Origin of the sequence: Sodalis sp. C49, from assembly GCF_046352915.1 — a bacterium.
GTDB lineage: Bacteria > Pseudomonadota > Gammaproteobacteria > Enterobacterales > Enterobacteriaceae > Acerihabitans.
Genome location: NZ_CP163303.1, coordinates 1,753,221 through 1,768,665 on the forward strand (window position 1 = coordinate 1,753,221; position 15,445 = coordinate 1,768,665).

Below are 15,445 nucleotides of genomic sequence, written 5' to 3' on the forward strand. Positions count from 1 at the left end.
AACCTCGTTCAAAACGGTAAACCCAAATGGCGGCGCAGCGGCGCCGCATGCCGCAAAAAATGCCGTTGGCGCGTTTGCCGCCAGCGGACTTCGTACCACATCAACATCAGGTAATCGACCCACGGCGCCCAGGCGGCAATGCGCCGCCGGAGAACGGCCGTGGCATAGCCAGGGGAGCTTGAGCCGGCCTGGTAGGCGCGCAGGAAATCCGCCTGCAGACCTTCGTCCAGCCCGTTGCCGCGAAACAGCGCCGCCAGTTCCAGGGCGATATCGCCGTCGCCGGCGTATTCCCAGTCAATCAGCCGCAGCCCGCCGTCAGGCGCGCGCAGCACATTGCCGGGGTGGATATCCATATGCAACGGCGCGCAGCACAGCGGCGCGGGCATTTTGGCGCGCATAAACCGCTGCTGCAGCCGCAGCCAGGCCGGACAGCGGCGCGCCGGATCGCTGGCCTGCCAGTAGGCGGCGTACCGGGCCCGCAGGGCAATAGGATAGCCGTGGCGCGGCCCGCGATGCAATTGCGCCAGCACGGCGGCAAGCTGGCCTCCGGCAACCGCCGCCTGCCACCCGGCCGGCGTCAGGCATTCCCCGGCCAGCCACTCCAACAGCAGCCATTGCGCCGTGCCGGCCAGCGGCTTTGGCGCCGGGGTGCCGGCGGGCAAGCGCCGCAGCAGGCGATATTCCCGCCGCCGGTCCACGCCCAGCAGCCGTTCAGACGGCGTCGCTTCCCGCGCGATGAGATCCCCGCTCGCGGCGCTGACCCGCCAGCTGGCGCCGGTCAGGCCATGCACCGGCGCCACCCTCCGGCCGGCGACATTCATCGCCGGCACCTGCGTCAACAGAACATCAAGGGAGACGCTACTCTTGCGCAAGCCCTTTACCCGACCAGACAATCTCGCCGGATTGCACCAGCATTAACTGCATCTCGATGTCGGGCAGTTTTGCATCGCCATTGGCGTCGCTGTAAAGCACATATTGCGCATTGAGATAGCGCGCCAACCCTACCGCCTTGCTGCGCGACTCCAGACTATCGTCCACCGACAGTCCCAGGGTCTGCTTGGCCGACGCCATCTGGTCCTGGCTGATGATGGTAAAGGTCTTATCCGCCGCCAGGGCGCTGTAGATTGCGGCGGTAGCTTTGCCGGTCTGTATGCTGCCATTGGTATTGTTTTTCATGCTATTGATCAACAGTACGCTGCCAGGCGCGATCCCCTGGGCGCCAAGCATTTGCTTGACCAGCGGCGCGACGCTTGCCGGCCAATCCAGGGTCCTGAGCTTAGGCGGCTGCGGTACCGGCTGCGGCTGCGGCTGCGACGGAACCGGCTCAGGCGCCGGCACCGGCTGGGCCGGTTCAATAGTGGCGGGCGGCTGCTCCGGTTCCGGCGCGCGCGTCGGACATCCGGTCAGCACCAGCGCGGCTAATGCGACAAAGAGATACTTTTTCATCATCCATCACTCAAACATAGGTTACAAAAACAGATAGAGGCGAACGCGCCTGGCCTCGAGATTACCGGTGATGGATTCAACGGTGACATCGGCGCCCGGCGGGATCACCAGTGTACGGGTAGCGGGGAAAGGCAGTACGTCCAGACCCTGCGGGTCGTACCAATAAAACCGGTAATTGACGGTAACGGCATGATCCTGTCCGTTGCCGATCGTGGCGTGCGCACGGCGGCGGCCCTGGTCGTCGCCGATGGTGGGCGCTTCGGCGGTAATCCCGGCCGTCATTACCGACGGATCCATAATCAGCGTCTGCCGATCGTTAATCATCAGCGTCTTGTTATGACTGGCGGTACAACCCGTGATAAGCAGCAGCATGGCTAAAAACGGCGGCGTAAAACGCATAGGCCTCCCCGATTGCTTGTGTGTCCCATCGCCCTGCGGCCGCTCAAAAATTCACCAGCGGACCGAGCGCCCTGCCGCCGAGAAGATGCATATGCAGATGATAGACTTCCTGGCCGCCGTGGCGGTTGCAATTGACTATCAGGCGAAAGCCGTCCTCGGCGATGCCTTCCTGCCGGGCAATTTTGGCGGCGGCGGTAAACATGCGGCCCAGCGCCGCCTCGTGTTCGGCGGTAACGTCGTTTACGGTTGGGATCAGGATATTGGGTACGATCAGGATATGGCTTGGCGCCTTGGGGGTAATATCACGAAAGGCAGTAACCAGTTCGTCTTGGTAAACGATTTCCGAGGGTATTTCCCGGCGAATAATTTTACTGAAAATAGTTTCTTCAGCCATGACATCTTTCCTTGTATCAAAACAGGTTAGTGCATGGAGTATGAGCGACTTACCCCCATTATTTCAACCTTGGGATGGTTTTATTACAGCGAGGGACGGTACGCGCGGGTACGGTGGGCAAAAGCATCAATGGCGTGCACATGTTCTCGGCAGACTATAAGGGAGGCCTTCGCCCCCCTGTGGTACTGCCGCACGCGTTATAGCGCCATCATGACACGCTATGGCGCATATATTCATCCATATCGGTTTTCAGGTTATCCGACTTGGTGCCGAATATCGCCTGTACCCCGGAGCCGGCCACGACCACGCCGGCCGCGCCGAGCAATTTCAGCCCTGGCTGGTCCACCTTGGAAATATCCGCCACGCTGATGCGTAAACGGGTAATGCAGGCATCCAGGTTGGTGATATTGTCCCGGCCGCCGAACGCCTTGACCAGCGCTCCCGCCATTTCCGTGCCGCCCTGGGCGATCTGCTGGCTGCCTGTCGCTTCACGGCCGGGCGTTTTCAGATCCAGTTTGACAATCAATACCCGGAAAAGGGTGTAGTAAACCAGGCCGTAGAGGATACCCACCACCGGGAACAGCCAAATGCGGCTGCTGTTGCCGCTCAGCACCACAAAGTCGATCAGGCCGTGGGAAAAGCTGGTGCCGTCACGCATGCCGAGCAGGATACATATAGGAAACGCCAGGCCCGCCAGGATGGCGTGGATCACGTAAAGAATGGGGGCCACAAAGATAAAAGCGAATTCAATCGGTTCGGTAATGCCGGTCAGGAATGCGGTCAGCGCGCCGGAAATCATGATGCCGCCCACTTTGGCGCGGTTTTCCGGTTTAGCCGAATGCCAGATGGCAATCGCGGCGGCCGGCAGTCCGTACATCTTGAACAGGAAGCCGCCGGACAGCTTGCCTGCGGTGGGGTCGCCCGCCATATAACGCGGTATATCGCCATGGAACACCTGGCCCGCGGCGTTGGTGAACTCGCCCACCTGCATCTGGAACGGCACGTTCCAGATATGATGCAGGCCGAAAGGCACCAGCGCGCGTTCCACCAGGCCGTAGATGCCGAAGGCCACCACCGGGTTCTGGTATGCCGCCCATTGGGAGAAGTCCTGGATGGCCGACCCGATCGGGGGCCAGATAAAGGATAAAACGACGCCGAGCAGGATGGCGATCAGGCCGGAAATAATCGGCACGAAACGTTTACCGGCAAAAAAGCCCAGGTATTCCGGCAGCTTGATGCGGTAAAACCGATTGAACATATAAGCGGCGATGGCACCCGAAATAATGCCGCCCAATACGCCGGTGTCGGCCAGATGCTTAGCGGCGATTTCCTGCGCCGGCAGGCCGAGAACCAGTGGCGCCACTACCGCCATGGTTTTCACCATGATGCCGTAGGCCACTACCGCCGCCAGGGCGGAAACGCCGTCATTATTGGTGAACCCCAGCGCCACGCCGATGGCGAAAATCAACGGCATATTGGCAAAAACCGAACCGCCGGCCTCCGCCATGACATGGGAAACAACGGCGGGTATCCAGCTGAATTCAGCGGAACCGACGCCGAGCAGGATGCCGGCAATCGGTAATACGGATACCGGTAGCATTAGCGATTTACCTACTTTTTGCAGGTTGGCGAATGCGTTCTTAAACATAATGATGAATGCTCCTAGTAATAATGCCGGATCCGCCCGCGCCAGGGCGCGAGCTCAAATTGCGCTGGCTTTTTGTCTTATGAACCGCTGGGGTTGTATTTATTACGCAGTGTAAAATAAATCGCCGGCCGGGTGTTTGATGATAATCACGTTTCACCGACGCCGGCCAAACGCGCCATGACACCGGCGCCCATGGCCATGACGCGCGAGGTGATTAAAACATCCGCAACCCGCCCCGGCGCGCGTTTATTTCACCCCATTACGCGCTGGAAATACCGCCGGACTCAACTATGCGCGGCGAGGCGCGCGGGATCAACATGAAACAACCGGCCGAAATTCGCGGTGGTGGCCTGCGCCAGTTGTTCCACCGTCACGCCTTTCAGGCCGGCCATAAAATCGGCCACGTCCCGCACATAGGCCGGCTGGTTTTCCTTGCCGCGATACGGCACCGGCGCCAGATAAGGCGAATCGGTCTCCACCAGCAGCCGGTCGAGCGGAACATAGCGCGCCGCCTCGCGCAGCGCCTCGGCGTTGCGAAAGGTGACGATGCCGGAAAACGAAATATAAAAACCCATGTCCAGCAGGGTCTTGGCGGTGGCGATATCTTCGGTAAAGCAATGCAGCACGCCGCCGCACTCCCCCGCCCGTTCTTCATGCAGGATAGCCAGCGTGTCTTCCCGCGCCGAACGGGTATGCACGATTACCGGCTTGTTCACGGCCCGGCCGATGCGGATATGCTCGCGCAGCGCCGCCTGCTGTTCGGCCTTATTATCCTGCTGGTAAAAATAATCCAGCCCGGTCTCGCCCAGGGCCACCACGTTGTCGCCCGCGGCCAGGCGCCTGAGTTCGGCAAAATCATAGGGCTCATCCAGATTCAGCGGATGGACGCCGCACGACATCAGCACCTCGTCGCGCTGGCCGATCAGTTCGCTCATCTTGCTAAAACCCGCCAGGGTGGTGGCCACAGCCAGCATCAGATGAACATCGCGCGCCTTGGCCTTGGCCACCACGTCGGCAACATCGCGATGCAGGGTCTCGTAATTCAACCCGTCAAGATGGCAGTGGGAATCGACTAAAAACATGACATTACCTTTTTATAGAGTCCAGGGATGGGTGCGCCCGTCCGGCGCGCCGTTTTCCCAGTTAAGCAATTGATTGGTCAGCAACAATTCGCGGTTAACACCGGCAATCTCCCGCCACTGCCGCCGGCACTGGAGCCACTGCTGCAATTGATGATGCAGGGCGCCGGGCTGGAATCGCGCGGCCAGCTCGCCCACCAGCGCCAGCTGATCCTGGTTGAGCATAAACCCGGCGGCGCCCTGTTGCCATTTCAGGGCGTCCGTGAGCAGGCTGAGCAGCCAGTATACCGGTTCGTCATCCTTGTCCTTGTTTAACAGCGGCAATAGCCTCAGAAAATCGCCGTCGGCAAGCGCGCGGCCCAGCCCGTCGCACAGCGCCGCACGTTCCGCCCAGCGGCCCGGCTGCAGAAGCTCCAGGGCGCCGACCGGCGCACCGCTGGTAAGCCGCAGCGCCGTGCGCGCCTGCTCTTGCGCCGTGATGCCCTGCTGCTGGAGCCACCGCAGGCCGGCCGGCTCTTCCGGCGACGGCAGGTGCCAGTACAGACAGCGGCTGCGCAGGGTGGGCAACAGGTGCGACGGTTCGCGGCAGCCGAGCAGGAAAAAGGTGCGGTCAGGCGGTTCTTCCAGGGTCTTGAGCAATGCGTTGGCCGCCGGCTCGGTCAGTATTTCACTGTGGGGCAACCAGACCACCTTGGCCCCGCCCTGCTGCGCATGATGGTAGAGCGGGTCGATAATCTGGCGGATATTATCCACCCCCAGGCTCAACCGCCCTTTCTCCGGTTCGGGCTGATAAAAATCGGGGTGGGTGCCGGCCAGCATCAGGCGGCAACTGTGGCAATGGCCGCAGCTTTTGATGCCGTCCGGCCGCTGGCAAATGAGCCAGCGGCTCAGGGCATAGAACAGCGATGACACGCCGCTGCCCTTGAGCGCATGGATAAGCAAAGCGTGATGGCCCTTGCCCTCCTGATAGCGGGCGAGAATCTGCCGGTAGGGCGTATTCAGCCACGGATACCATTTCACGGCCGGGACTCCGGCGCGTCCAGCCAGCGGTTCAGGCTGGCGCGCAGCGCGTCGCTAACCTGCGCCAGCGAACGGCTGGCGTCAATGGTAACGATGCGCGCATCCGCCGCGGCCAGGGCCTGGTAACGCGCCCGGATGCGGTCAAAAAAGGCCAGCGACTCCTGCTCGATGCGATCAAGCTCGCCGCGCGCCCGCGCGCGCTGAAGGCCAATGGCCGGGGGGAGATCCAGGTACAGGGTTAAATCGGGGCGGAAATCCCCCAGCACCAGGTCGCGCAGCGCCGTCAGCAGTTGCGGATCCACGCCGCGGCCGCCGCCCTGGTAAGCCTGGGATGAGAGATCGTGGCGATCGCCGATTACCCACGCGCCACGCGCCAGCGCGGGTTTGATCACATTCTCCACCAACTGGACGCGCGCGGCGTACAGCATCAGCAGTTCCGCTTTATCGGTTACCGGCTCGTTGTCGATACCGTCCTTGATTAAGCGGCGCAACGCTTCCGCCAGCGGGGTTCCGCCCGGCTCGCGGGTAAAAACCACATCAGTGATGCCGCGGGCCCTGAGCGTCTCCACCAGCACGGCGATGGCGCTGGTTTTCCCGGCGCCCTCAAGCCCTTCGATCACGATGAATTTACTGTCCATGGTTTTCCTTTACGCTTTCACGATATTGCTGTACGGCTTGATTATGGCTTGCCAGGTTGGTGCTGAAAATATGGCCGCCCTTGCCGTCGGCGACAAAATAAAGATACGACGTCTTGGCAGGATGCGCGGCGGCCTCAAGCGACGCCTGCCCCGGCATGGCGATCGGCGCGGGGGGCAGTCCGGTAATCAGATAGGTATTATACGGCGTTGGCGTCGCCAGGTCTTGCTTGCTGATGATACCTTTATAGTTCTCGCCCATGCCGTAGATCACCGTGGGATCGGTTTGCAGGCGCATGCTCAGGCGCAGGCGGTTGATGAATACCGAGGCCACCTTGGGGCGTTCGTCCGCCACACCGGTCTCTTTTTCCACAATCGAGGCCATGGTCAGCAAATCCAGCGGCGTCTTATACGGCAGTCCCGGCGCCCTGTCCCGCCAGACTTCATCCAGCGTTTTATCCATCCGCTGTCCCGCGCGCTTTAACAAAGCGATATCGGGGGTTTGCGCGGTATACAGATAGGTATCGGGATAAAAGCGCCCTTCCAGCGTGGACGATGGCTCCCGGCCCAGCAGGCCGGCTACCTGATCCGCCGCCACCCCGTCCAGGGTATGTTTCAGGTAAGGCGCCTTGGCGATGATGGCCAGCCACTCCTTAAACGTGGACCCCTCGACAAAACGGATGGAAAACTGGGCTTCCCGGCCGCTGGCTAATAACGCCAGCATCTGGCGCACCGTCATGCCGGGTATAAACCGGTAGGTGCCCGCCTTGAAGCTGGCCAGCTCCGGCTCCAGTTGCCACAGCGCCGGCAGCCAGCGGGTACGCTTGACGATATGCTGCTGGCGCAGCGCGGTTTTCAGCCCCTCGCGCCCGGTGCCGGCGGGCAAGGTAAAAATAGTCTCTTGTTTAATGACCAGCGGCGACGCGGCGAAATGCTTGACCTGGTACAGGCAAAACGCGATGCCAGCGGCCAGCAGGAGGATAATGGCGATAAAAAACGTTTTTTTCATGCAATAACTCAGTTAACAGTGCGGGCTGACGAAGTCGAACAGGGCCCTGGCGGGATAGCGGCGCTGCGCGATACGGTTGACCGGCAATACCGGCATCAGCGCATTGCAAATGATCACTTCCTCGGCGTCATCGAGCGCGGCGGCCGGCGCCTCGACCTGTTGCAGGCTGAACGGCGAGGCCGCAAGCAGGTGCATGATATGACGCCGCATAACCCCCGCCACGCCGGCATGGGTCAGCGCCGGTGTATAAACCCGATCCCCGGTGCGCCAGAAAATATTCGCCGCGCAGCATTCAACGATAAAACCCTGCGTATCAAGCACCAGCGCCTCCTCGGCGACGGCATCCCGTTCCAGGTGAGCGCGGATTAATACCTGCTCCAGGCGGTTAAGGTGCTTTATGCCGGCCAATAGCGGACCGCGGGCCAATCTGACTGGACTCAGGGCAAGGCTGACGCCGCTTTCGCGCCAGGCGACATAATGCGCCGGCGCGGCCGTATGGGACATAATACGTAACGGCGCATCGCAACCGGCCGCGCTATACCCCCGGCCGCCGCTGCCGCGGCTGATGAGTACTTTGAGCACGCCTTGCTGTCGGAGTTCCGCCACCCGGCGCATTTCGCTGGTTAATAACCCGCGGTCCAGCGGCGCAAACAACAACCGCTCGCCGGCCTCGGCCAGCCGGTCCAGATGGTAGGGCAGTAAATCGATCGCACCCGCGCGTATGCGCGCGGTGGTAAAAAAACCGTCGCCGAATTGGGTGGCGCGATCGTTTACGGGCAATTGGCGCCGGGGTTTTCCGTTGATCCAATACATAGTTCACCTGGTAAGCGGTCGCCGATGCGGCAATGATAAAAAAATGGCCCGATAAACGGGCCATTAGGCATCACTCTACGATTATATCCGGCGGAATACCAGTGACCCGTTGGTGCCGCCGAAACCGAATGAGTTGCATAATGCATATTCCATTCCAGGCACCTGACGAGCTTCATGGGGCACAAAATCCAAATCGCACTCGGCGTCAGGGTTGTCCAGATTAATGGTGGGCGGAATAGCCCGATCGCGCAGCGCCAGTATGCTGAAAATAGACTCTATCGCCCCGGCGGCGCCCAGCAAATGCCCGGTCATCGATTTCGTGGAGCTGATCATGACCTTGTACGCATCCTGGGCGAACACGGATTTCACCGCGTAGGTTTCCGCTTTATCACCCACCGGCGTGGACGTGCCGTGCGCGTTGATATAGCCGACCTGCGACGGGGTGATGCCCGCGTCACGCAGGGCGTTGACCATGGCCAGCGCCGCCCCCGCGCCGTCTTCCGGCGGCGAGGTCATATGATAGGCATCGCTGCTCATACCAAAACCCACCACTTCGGCGTAAATTTTCGCACCGCGCTTTTTAGCATGCTCGTACTCTTCCAGCACCATGACGCCGGCGCCGTCGCCCAGCACAAAGCCGTCACGGTCACGATCCCAGGGGCGGCTGGCCGCCTGCGGGTTATCATTACGGGTAGACAGCGCGCGCGCGGCGCCGAAACCGCCGACGCCCAAGGGCGTGCTGCCTTTTTCAGCGCCACCGGCCAACATGACATCCGCATCGTTATAGGCGATTATCCTGGCGGCATGGCCGATATTGTGCACACCCGTGGTACAGGCCGTCGCCACGCAGATACTTGGTCCGCGCAGTCCGCACATGATGGTCAGGTGCCCGGCTATCATGTTGACGATGGTGGAAGGCACAAAAAAAGGACTGATTTTGCGCGGTCCGCCATTCACCAGGGCGGTATGATTTTCTTCAATCAATCCCAACCCGCCGATGCCCGAGCCGATTGCCGCACCGATACGCGGCGCGTTTTCCTCGGTGACCACCAAGCCGGAATCCTGCATGGCCTGGATGCCGGCCGCAATGCCGTACTGTATGAAAATATCCATCTTGCGCGCATCTTTGCGCGACAGATAATCTTCACAATTAAAATTTTTCACTAAGCCAGCAAAACGTGTTGCATAGGCAGTAGTATCAAAATGGTCGATCGGGCCGATGCCACTCTGTCCGGCTAGGAGCGCGCTCCACGTAGATTCTACGGTATTGCCGACAGGAGACAACATGCCAAGTCCGGTCACAACTACTCGACGCTTAGACACGCTTGTCCTCCAAGGAGGGAAAAAAGACACTGTGTGGGACAAAAAACTTAGGCGGTCGAATGACCGCCTAGGGATGTTCGCTTACTGCTGGCTTGCCTGAATAAAATCAATAGCTGCCTGGACAGTAGTGATTTTTTCAGCTTCTTCGTCCGGAATTTCTGTATCAAATTCTTCTTCCAGCGCCATTACCAGCTCAACGGTGTCGAGAGAATCAGCGCCGAGGTCATCGACAAAAGAAGCATTGTTTACGACTTCTTCTTTCTTAACACCCAGTTGCTCAGCGATGATTGCCTTAACGCTTTCTTCGATAGTGCTCATACTCTTAAATTTCCTATCAAAACTCGCTTTCGCGATGGTTTTCGTAGTGTATAAAATGTTGAAAAAGATGCAACTAAATCCCGGCTGGTCAAACCACGATTTTATGCTATTTTGCGGTGTTTACCACAAATAACGCAAATGATTTTCGTGCTTTTTACAGCATATACATGCCGCCGTTGACATGTATCGTTTCACCGGTAATGTATGCCGCCTCGTCAGAGGCGAAAAAAGCAACAGCACTGGCAATTTCTTTCGGATCGCCAAGACGATTTGCCGGAATCCGGGACAAAATGTCCGCACGGTGGTCATCTGTCAACGCATCTGTCATATCAGTCGCAATAAAACCGGGCGCCACCACGTTTACCGTAATGCCGCGCGAGGCGACTTCACGGGCCAACGATTTGCTAAAGCCGATCAATCCGGCTTTGGCGGCGGCATAATTCGCTTGCCCGGCGTTACCCATAGAGCCTACAACAGAACCGATAGTAATGATTCTGCCGTAACGCTTTTTCATCATCGCGCGCATTACCGCCTTGGACATGCGGAAAACGGATGTCAGGTTTGTATCAAGGATAGACTGCCATTCGTCTTCTTTCATGCGCATCAGAAGATTATCACGCGTGATTCCGGCATTATTCACTAAAATATCAGCTTCGCCAAATTCTGCGCGCATTTTCTCTAAAAGAGAATCAATGGATGCGATGTCAGAGACATTAAGTTGCAGCCCTTTGCCCCGGTTGCCCAGATAGGCGCTGATGGCGTCGGCGCCCTGCTCGCTGGTGGCCGTGCCTATGACTGTTGCGCCGCGTTCGGCCAGCAATTCAGCGATAGCGCGACCGATTCCGCGGCTGGCGCCGGTGACCAGGGCGATTTTACCTTCAAAGCTCATTGCATTCCCCATGATTATTGCCCAAGCGCCGCTGCCAGCGACGCCGGATCGTTTACCGCCGCGCCGGAAAGGGTGTCGGCGATGCGTTTGGTCAAGCCGGTGAGCACTTTGCCCGGCCCCGCTTCCAGCACCTGGTCGACCCCTTGCGCGGCAAGGTATTGCACCGTTTCAGTCCAGCGTACCGGATTATACAGCTGGCGCACCAGGGCCAGGCGTATCGCGTCCGGATCCGTCTGCGCCACCACGTCGACATTATTCACCACCGGCACCCTAGGCGCGGAAAAGGCGATGTCCGCCAATGCCAGCGCCAGCTTATCCGCCGCGGGTTTCATTAACGCGCAATGCGAAGGCACGCTGACCGGCAGCGGCAGCGCACGCTTCGCGCCGGCCGCCTTGCAGGCCGCGTTCGCGCGCTCGACCGCCTCTTTATGGCCGGCGATAACCACCTGTCCGGGAGAATTGAAATTCACCGGTGACACCACCTGTCCCTGCGCCGACTCGCGGCAGGCCTGCTCAATGGCGGCATTGTCGAGGCCGATAATGGCCGACATGGCGCCGATACCCGCGGGCACGGCTTCCTGCATCAGTTTGCCGCGCAGTTCCACCAGCCGCACCGCCTGGGCGAAATCAAGCACCTCCGCGCAGACCAGCGCCGAGTATTCGCCCAGGCTATGGCCGGCCAGCCATGACGGCTGTTGTCCGCCCTGCTGCTGCCAGACGCGCCAGATGGCCACCGAGGCCGCCAGTAGCGCCGGCTGTGTCTGCCAGGTTTTATTCAGCTCTTCCGCCGGGCCTTGCTGGGTCATCTGCCAGAGATCATAACCTAAAGCGGCGGACGCTTCTGCGAAGGTGGCCTCAACCAGCGGAAATTGTGCCGCCAATTCCGCCAGCATACCGACGGTCTGGGATCCCTGGCCCGGGAATACCATTGCCAATATTGTCATTTTTTTTTAATTCCTGTTAATTCAAAACCGAATCAATGCCGAGCCCCAGGTAAAGCCGCCGCCGAACGCCTCCAGCATCACCAGCTGCCCGCGCTTAATACGGCCGTCGCGCACCGCCTCGTCCAACGCCAGCGGTACGGAGGCGGCGGAGGTATTGCCGTGCCGATCCAGGGTCACCACCACCTTATCCATGCTCATGCTCAGGCGTTTTGCCGTGGCGGTGATGATACGCAGGTTGGCCTGGTGCGGCACCAGCCAGTCCAGCGCCGAGTGGTCCAGTTGATTGGCGTTCAGAGTTTCATCGACGATATGGGCCAGTTCGGTCACCGCCACCTTGAACACTTCATTGCCCGACATGGTCAGGAACGCAGGGGCCGTCGGATCGATGCGGCTGTGGTACGGCAGGGTCAATAGATCGCCATAGCGCCCATCCGCGTGTAAATGGGTCGATAAAATGCCAGGCTGTTCGGAGCGGCCGAGCAGCACCGCGCCCGCGCCGTCGCCAAACAGGATCAGCGTACCGCGATCGCTGGGATCGAGGGTGCGGCTCAGGGTATCGGAGCCGATCACCAGCGCATAATCCACCGCGCCGTGTTTAACATATTGATCCGCCACGCTCAGGGCGTAGGCAAAACCGGCGCAGGCCGCGGCCATATCGAAAGAGATGGCGTCCCGAAGGCCTAGATGATGCTGGATTTCGCACGCCGAGCTGGGGAAGGCATTGCTCGACGAGGTGGTGGCGACGATGATCAAACCGATCTTGCCCACCTCGACGTCCGCCATTTCCAGCGCGCGCTGCGCGGCGATGAAACCCATGGTGGAAACGGTTTCATCCACCCCGGCGATACGGCGTTCACGAATACCGGTACGCGTTACGATCCATTCGTCGGAGGTATCGACCATTTTTTCCAGGTCCGCATTCGACCTTATTTGTGCCGGCAGATAACTGCCGGTACCGAGAATCTTTGTATACATGTACGCTTAATCACTCTTGGGTAATACCGCATCTAGGCGAGCGGCAATCCGCTCGGGAATCCGCCGCTCCACCGCTTGCATTGCCTGATCGATAGCGACAGCGAACGCGCGCTGATTCGCCGCCCCGTGGCTTTTGATCACCGTGCCACGCAAACCTAACAGGCAAGCGCCATTATATTGGTCAGGATTAAGATGGCCGAATTGGCGCGCGAGGCGTTTTTTCACCCAGCGTTTGACAAGTTTCATCAGCCAACCCTGCCTGCCGCCGTCCCCTGAGGATTTAAGCAAAGACAGAAAAAGTCTTATCACCCCTTCCATGGTCTTTAATGTGACGTTGCCGACAAACCCATCACAGACCAGCACATCGGTCTTCCCTGTCAGCAACTCGTTGGCTTCAAGATAACCTATATAGTTGATTGACGGAATACTTCTCAGTATCGCCGCGGCCTGGTGGATATTATCGAGACCCTTGGTCTCCTCCTCGCCGATATTAAGCAGCGCCACCCGCGGGTTAGCCACGCCCACGATATCCTCCGCCATCACCGCGCCCATAATGGCGAACTGGGCCAGCATCTCGCCACCGCATGCCACATTGGCGCCGAGGTCCAGCACGACCGTATTGCCCCGCTGCTGGTGCGGCAGCACGGTCATCAACGCCGGACGCTCGATGCCGTCCAGCGGTTTAAGCAACATTATCGCCAACCCCATCAACGCCCCGGTGTTGCCGGCGCTGACACAGGCCTGGGCCTTTCCATCCTTGATCAGCTCAAGCATGATGCGCATTGAGGTGCCGCGGCTGGCCCTGATGGCCTGGGATGGTTTGGCGTCACCGGCAATAACAGATTCGGCGGGAACAACCGTCAATCGCTCAAGTAGAACGGAATCAGTTTTTGCCAGTAAAGGATTTATCGCAGCGGGACTGCCGACAAGCAGCAATGCTAATTGCGGATGAGAAGCCAGTGCCTGCAATGCAGCAGGCACTGTCACGGCGGGACCGAAGTCGCCGCCCATAGCATCTAACGCCAGGGTTAGACGTATCAATGTATCGCCTTGGAATTACTTGGCGATAACTTTGCGACCGCGGTAGAAACCGTCGGCGGTGATGTGGTGACGCAGGTGGGTTTCACCGGAGACTTTGTCCACTGATACGGTAGAGGTGGTCAGCGCGTCGTGTGAACGGCGCATGCCACGGGTAGAACGGGTGGGTTTATTCTGTTGTACGGCCATGGACCTTACTCCTTAAATTACTTTCGCTTTAAACTGGCTAATACGGAAAACGGGTTAGGTTTTTCAACCTCGGACGGCAGCTTGCCGAACACCTGCTCCGCGTCGGACACTTCACAGTGTTCAGTATCATGAACCGGTGCGATCGGCAGCGAAAGAATAACTTCATCTTCAATCATTGCCAGCAGGTCTATCTCGCCAAAACCATCGACATAAACCGCCTCATACGCTTCCGGCAATGCCTCAGCCTGTTCGTCGGTGACAACCGGGCTGAAACAAAATGTCGTGTGCACCTGATGCGCGAACGGCTGGTTGCAGCGCTGGCACAGCAGCGTCACCGCTACGTCCGCACTGCCATCGATCACCGCCAGGCGCTGATTATCAATATTAAATGACAACGACGCCTGAACATCACTATCCACACTTACCACGGATTCGGCAATACGCTTTACCTGCTCAGGCGCATAGACACCAGCATAGTCCAGGCGTTTCTGTGCAGTACGGGCCGCATCGATAGTCAGGGGTAATTTTACTTTTTGCATAGGGCGCGCATATTAACTTTGTAACGGCATAGAGTCAAAGAAAAAGGCCATATTTACCTGCCTTTATCAATATTCGCTTCCGAAGCGGCGAACAGTTTAAAATGACGCACGGAAATACGCCATCGTTGGATGAAAAAATATGTGCAAAATTGTCTTGGCTTCATCGTCGCCGTTTCGCCGGGCGCTAATGGAAAAATTAACCCTGCCGTTTATCGCCATCGCGCCGGACATCGACGAAACCAGGCTTGCGGACGAATCCGCAGACCACATGGTGCTGCGCCTGGCCGAGGGCAAAGCCCGCGCGCTGGCCGGCCGATACCCCGCTCATCTGATTATCGGCTCCGATCAGTGCTGCGTGCTTGAGGGCCGCATTACCGGCAAACCCCATACGCACGAAAACGCCGTCGGCCAGCTACGGCAAGCCAGCGGCCGGCGCGTGACGTTTTATACCGGCCTGGCGCTGCTTAACAGCCTGACGGGCAGGATCCAGCGTACGGTAGAACCCTTTCATGTCACTTTTCGCACCCTGAGCGAGGCGGAAATCGCGGGTTATGTGGCGCTGGACCAGCCGCTGCACAGCGCGGGCAGCTTCAAAAGCGAGGGGCTGGGCATCAGCCTGTTCGACGCGCTGGAAGGGCGCGATCCCAATGCGTTGATCGGCCTGCCGCTGATTGCGCTGGGCGGGATGCTGCGCAACGAGGGCATCAATCCCCTGCTCACGGACGCGCAGGCGCGCTTGCGCTAGCAGGGCCGCAGCAACCGCCGGCGGGATGGCGATACCGTCGCC

Annotated in this window: 19 protein-coding genes; 1 reads left to right on the forward strand and 18 read right to left on the reverse strand. The window is 59.3% G+C overall.

The window, feature by feature from the left end:
- Positions 1-8: 8 nt before the first annotated feature.
- The 18 genes from ABUK12_RS07775 to yceD all read right to left on the reverse strand — a co-directional run bounded on the left by ABUK12_RS07775 (position 9) and on the right by yceD (position 14,658).
- The gene (locus ABUK12_RS07775; RefSeq protein ID WP_410015744.1) at positions 9-872 is read right to left on the reverse strand and encodes a phosphotransferase; all 864 of its coding nucleotides are present in this window, start codon (positions 870-872) and stop codon (positions 9-11) included.
- Positions 859-1,446, reverse strand: a complete 588-nt coding sequence (lpoB, locus tag ABUK12_RS07780; RefSeq protein WP_410016580.1) for a penicillin-binding protein activator LpoB — start codon at positions 1,444-1,446, stop codon at positions 859-861. The genes ABUK12_RS07775 and lpoB overlap by 14 nt, the downstream gene beginning before the upstream one ends.
- A gap of 21 nt (positions 1,447-1,467) precedes the next feature.
- On the reverse strand, positions 1,468-1,845 hold the full coding sequence (locus ABUK12_RS07785) for a YcfL family protein (protein ID WP_410015745.1): 378 nt from the start codon (positions 1,843-1,845) through the stop codon (positions 1,468-1,470).
- A gap of 43 nt (positions 1,846-1,888) precedes the next feature.
- Complete coding sequence (gene hinT / locus ABUK12_RS07790) at positions 1,889-2,239, reverse strand: purine nucleoside phosphoramidase (protein ID WP_410015746.1); 351 nt, start codon at positions 2,237-2,239, stop codon at positions 1,889-1,891.
- A 208-nt stretch (positions 2,240-2,447) separates the two neighbouring features.
- Positions 2,448-3,887: a PTS glucose transporter subunit IIBC gene (gene ptsG, locus ABUK12_RS07795; RefSeq protein WP_410015747.1), complete on the reverse strand. Its 1,440-nt coding sequence runs from the start codon at positions 3,885-3,887 to the stop codon at positions 2,448-2,450.
- 284 nt (positions 3,888-4,171) lie between these two features.
- On the reverse strand, positions 4,172-4,969 hold the full coding sequence (locus tag ABUK12_RS07800) for a metal-dependent hydrolase (protein ID WP_410015748.1): 798 nt from the start codon (positions 4,967-4,969) through the stop codon (positions 4,172-4,174).
- Positions 4,970-4,981: 12 nt separating this feature from the next.
- Positions 4,982-5,986, reverse strand: coding sequence for a DNA polymerase III subunit delta' (holB, locus tag ABUK12_RS07805; protein WP_410015749.1), 1,005 nt, complete (start codon positions 5,984-5,986; stop codon positions 4,982-4,984).
- Entirely contained in the window at positions 5,983-6,624 is a 642-nt protein-coding gene (gene tmk / locus ABUK12_RS07810; protein ID WP_410015750.1) for a dTMP kinase, read from the reverse strand. The genes holB and tmk overlap by 4 nt, the downstream gene beginning before the upstream one ends.
- Positions 6,614-7,630, reverse strand: a complete 1,017-nt coding sequence (gene mltG, locus ABUK12_RS07815; protein ID WP_410015751.1) for an endolytic transglycosylase MltG — start codon at positions 7,628-7,630, stop codon at positions 6,614-6,616. Before mltG ends, tmk begins: the two co-directional genes overlap by 11 nt.
- 12 nt (positions 7,631-7,642) lie before the next feature.
- On the reverse strand, positions 7,643-8,443 hold the full coding sequence (gene pabC / locus ABUK12_RS07820) for an aminodeoxychorismate lyase (RefSeq protein ID WP_410015752.1): 801 nt from the start codon (positions 8,441-8,443) through the stop codon (positions 7,643-7,645).
- Positions 8,444-8,524: 81 nt separating this feature from the next.
- Complete coding sequence (gene fabF / locus ABUK12_RS07825) at positions 8,525-9,766, reverse strand: beta-ketoacyl-ACP synthase II (RefSeq protein ID WP_410015753.1); 1,242 nt, start codon at positions 9,764-9,766, stop codon at positions 8,525-8,527.
- A gap of 81 nt (positions 9,767-9,847) precedes the next feature.
- The gene (gene acpP / locus ABUK12_RS07830; protein WP_011410921.1) at positions 9,848-10,084 is read right to left on the reverse strand and encodes an acyl carrier protein; all 237 of its coding nucleotides are present in this window, start codon (positions 10,082-10,084) and stop codon (positions 9,848-9,850) included.
- 154 nt (positions 10,085-10,238) lie between these two features.
- Positions 10,239-10,973: a 3-oxoacyl-ACP reductase FabG gene (gene fabG / locus ABUK12_RS07835; protein WP_410015754.1), complete on the reverse strand. Its 735-nt coding sequence runs from the start codon at positions 10,971-10,973 to the stop codon at positions 10,239-10,241.
- A 14-nt stretch (positions 10,974-10,987) separates the two neighbouring features.
- Positions 10,988-11,917, reverse strand: coding sequence for an ACP S-malonyltransferase (gene fabD, locus ABUK12_RS07840; protein WP_410015755.1), 930 nt, complete (start codon positions 11,915-11,917; stop codon positions 10,988-10,990).
- Positions 11,918-11,938: 21 nt separating this feature from the next.
- Positions 11,939-12,892 carry a beta-ketoacyl-ACP synthase III gene (locus ABUK12_RS07845; RefSeq protein ID WP_410015756.1) on the reverse strand — a complete coding sequence of 318 codons (954 nt, stop codon included), beginning with the start codon at positions 12,890-12,892 and terminating at the stop codon, positions 11,939-11,941.
- A gap of 6 nt (positions 12,893-12,898) precedes the next feature.
- A complete protein-coding gene (gene plsX, locus ABUK12_RS07850; protein ID WP_410015757.1) occupies positions 12,899-13,933 on the reverse strand; it encodes a phosphate acyltransferase PlsX in 1,035 nt (344 codons plus the stop codon).
- Between the two features lie 15 nt (positions 13,934-13,948).
- Complete coding sequence (rpmF, locus tag ABUK12_RS07855) at positions 13,949-14,119, reverse strand: 50S ribosomal protein L32 (protein WP_162364591.1); 171 nt, start codon at positions 14,117-14,119, stop codon at positions 13,949-13,951.
- Between the two features lie 17 nt (positions 14,120-14,136).
- The gene (gene yceD, locus ABUK12_RS07860; protein WP_331122489.1) at positions 14,137-14,658 is read right to left on the reverse strand and encodes a 23S rRNA accumulation protein YceD; all 522 of its coding nucleotides are present in this window, start codon (positions 14,656-14,658) and stop codon (positions 14,137-14,139) included.
- A 139-nt stretch (positions 14,659-14,797) separates the two neighbouring features.
- On the opposite strand from yceD, the gene ABUK12_RS07865 reads away from it, so the two are divergent.
- The gene (locus tag ABUK12_RS07865) at positions 14,798-15,403 is read left to right on the forward strand and encodes a Maf family protein (RefSeq protein ID WP_410015758.1); all 606 of its coding nucleotides are present in this window, start codon (positions 14,798-14,800) and stop codon (positions 15,401-15,403) included.
- Positions 15,404-15,445 lie beyond the last annotated feature (42 nt).

Bases quoted from the DNA above. Each gene is read 5' to 3' on its own strand.
- lpoB (WP_410016580.1), bottom strand. From the start codon at position 1,446: ATGAAAAAGTATCTCTTTGTCGCATTAGCCGCGCTGGTGCTGACCGGA.
- ABUK12_RS07785 (WP_410015745.1), bottom strand. From the start codon at position 1,845: ATGCGTTTTACGCCGCCGTTTTTAGCCATGCTGCTGCTTATCACGGGT.
- hinT (WP_410015746.1), bottom strand. From the start codon at position 2,239: ATGGCTGAAGAAACTATTTTCAGTAAAATTATTCGCCGGGAAATACCC.
- ptsG (WP_410015747.1), bottom strand. From the start codon at position 3,887: ATGTTTAAGAACGCATTCGCCAACCTGCAAAAAGTAGGTAAATCGCTA.
- ABUK12_RS07800 (WP_410015748.1), bottom strand. From the start codon at position 4,969: ATGTTTTTAGTCGATTCCCACTGCCATCTTGACGGGTTGAATTACGAG.
- tmk (WP_410015750.1), bottom strand. From the start codon at position 6,624: ATGGACAGTAAATTCATCGTGATCGAAGGGCTTGAGGGCGCCGGGAAA.
- mltG (WP_410015751.1), bottom strand. From the start codon at position 7,630: ATGAAAAAAACGTTTTTTATCGCCATTATCCTCCTGCTGGCCGCTGGC.
- pabC (WP_410015752.1), bottom strand. From the start codon at position 8,443: ATGTATTGGATCAACGGAAAACCCCGGCGCCAATTGCCCGTAAACGAT.
- acpP (WP_011410921.1), bottom strand. From the start codon at position 10,084: ATGAGCACTATCGAAGAAAGCGTTAAGGCAATCATCGCTGAGCAACTG.
- fabG (WP_410015754.1), bottom strand. From the start codon at position 10,973: ATGAGCTTTGAAGGTAAAATCGCCCTGGTCACCGGCGCCAGCCGCGGA.
- fabD (WP_410015755.1), bottom strand. From the start codon at position 11,917: ATGACAATATTGGCAATGGTATTCCCGGGCCAGGGATCCCAGACCGTC.
- ABUK12_RS07845 (WP_410015756.1), bottom strand. From the start codon at position 12,892: ATGTATACAAAGATTCTCGGTACCGGCAGTTATCTGCCGGCACAAATA.
- rpmF (WP_162364591.1), bottom strand. From the start codon at position 14,119: ATGGCCGTACAACAGAATAAACCCACCCGTTCTACCCGTGGCATGCGC.
- yceD (WP_331122489.1), bottom strand. From the start codon at position 14,658: ATGCAAAAAGTAAAATTACCCCTGACTATCGATGCGGCCCGTACTGCA.
- ABUK12_RS07865 (WP_410015758.1), top strand. From the start codon at position 14,798: ATGTGCAAAATTGTCTTGGCTTCATCGTCGCCGTTTCGCCGGGCGCTA.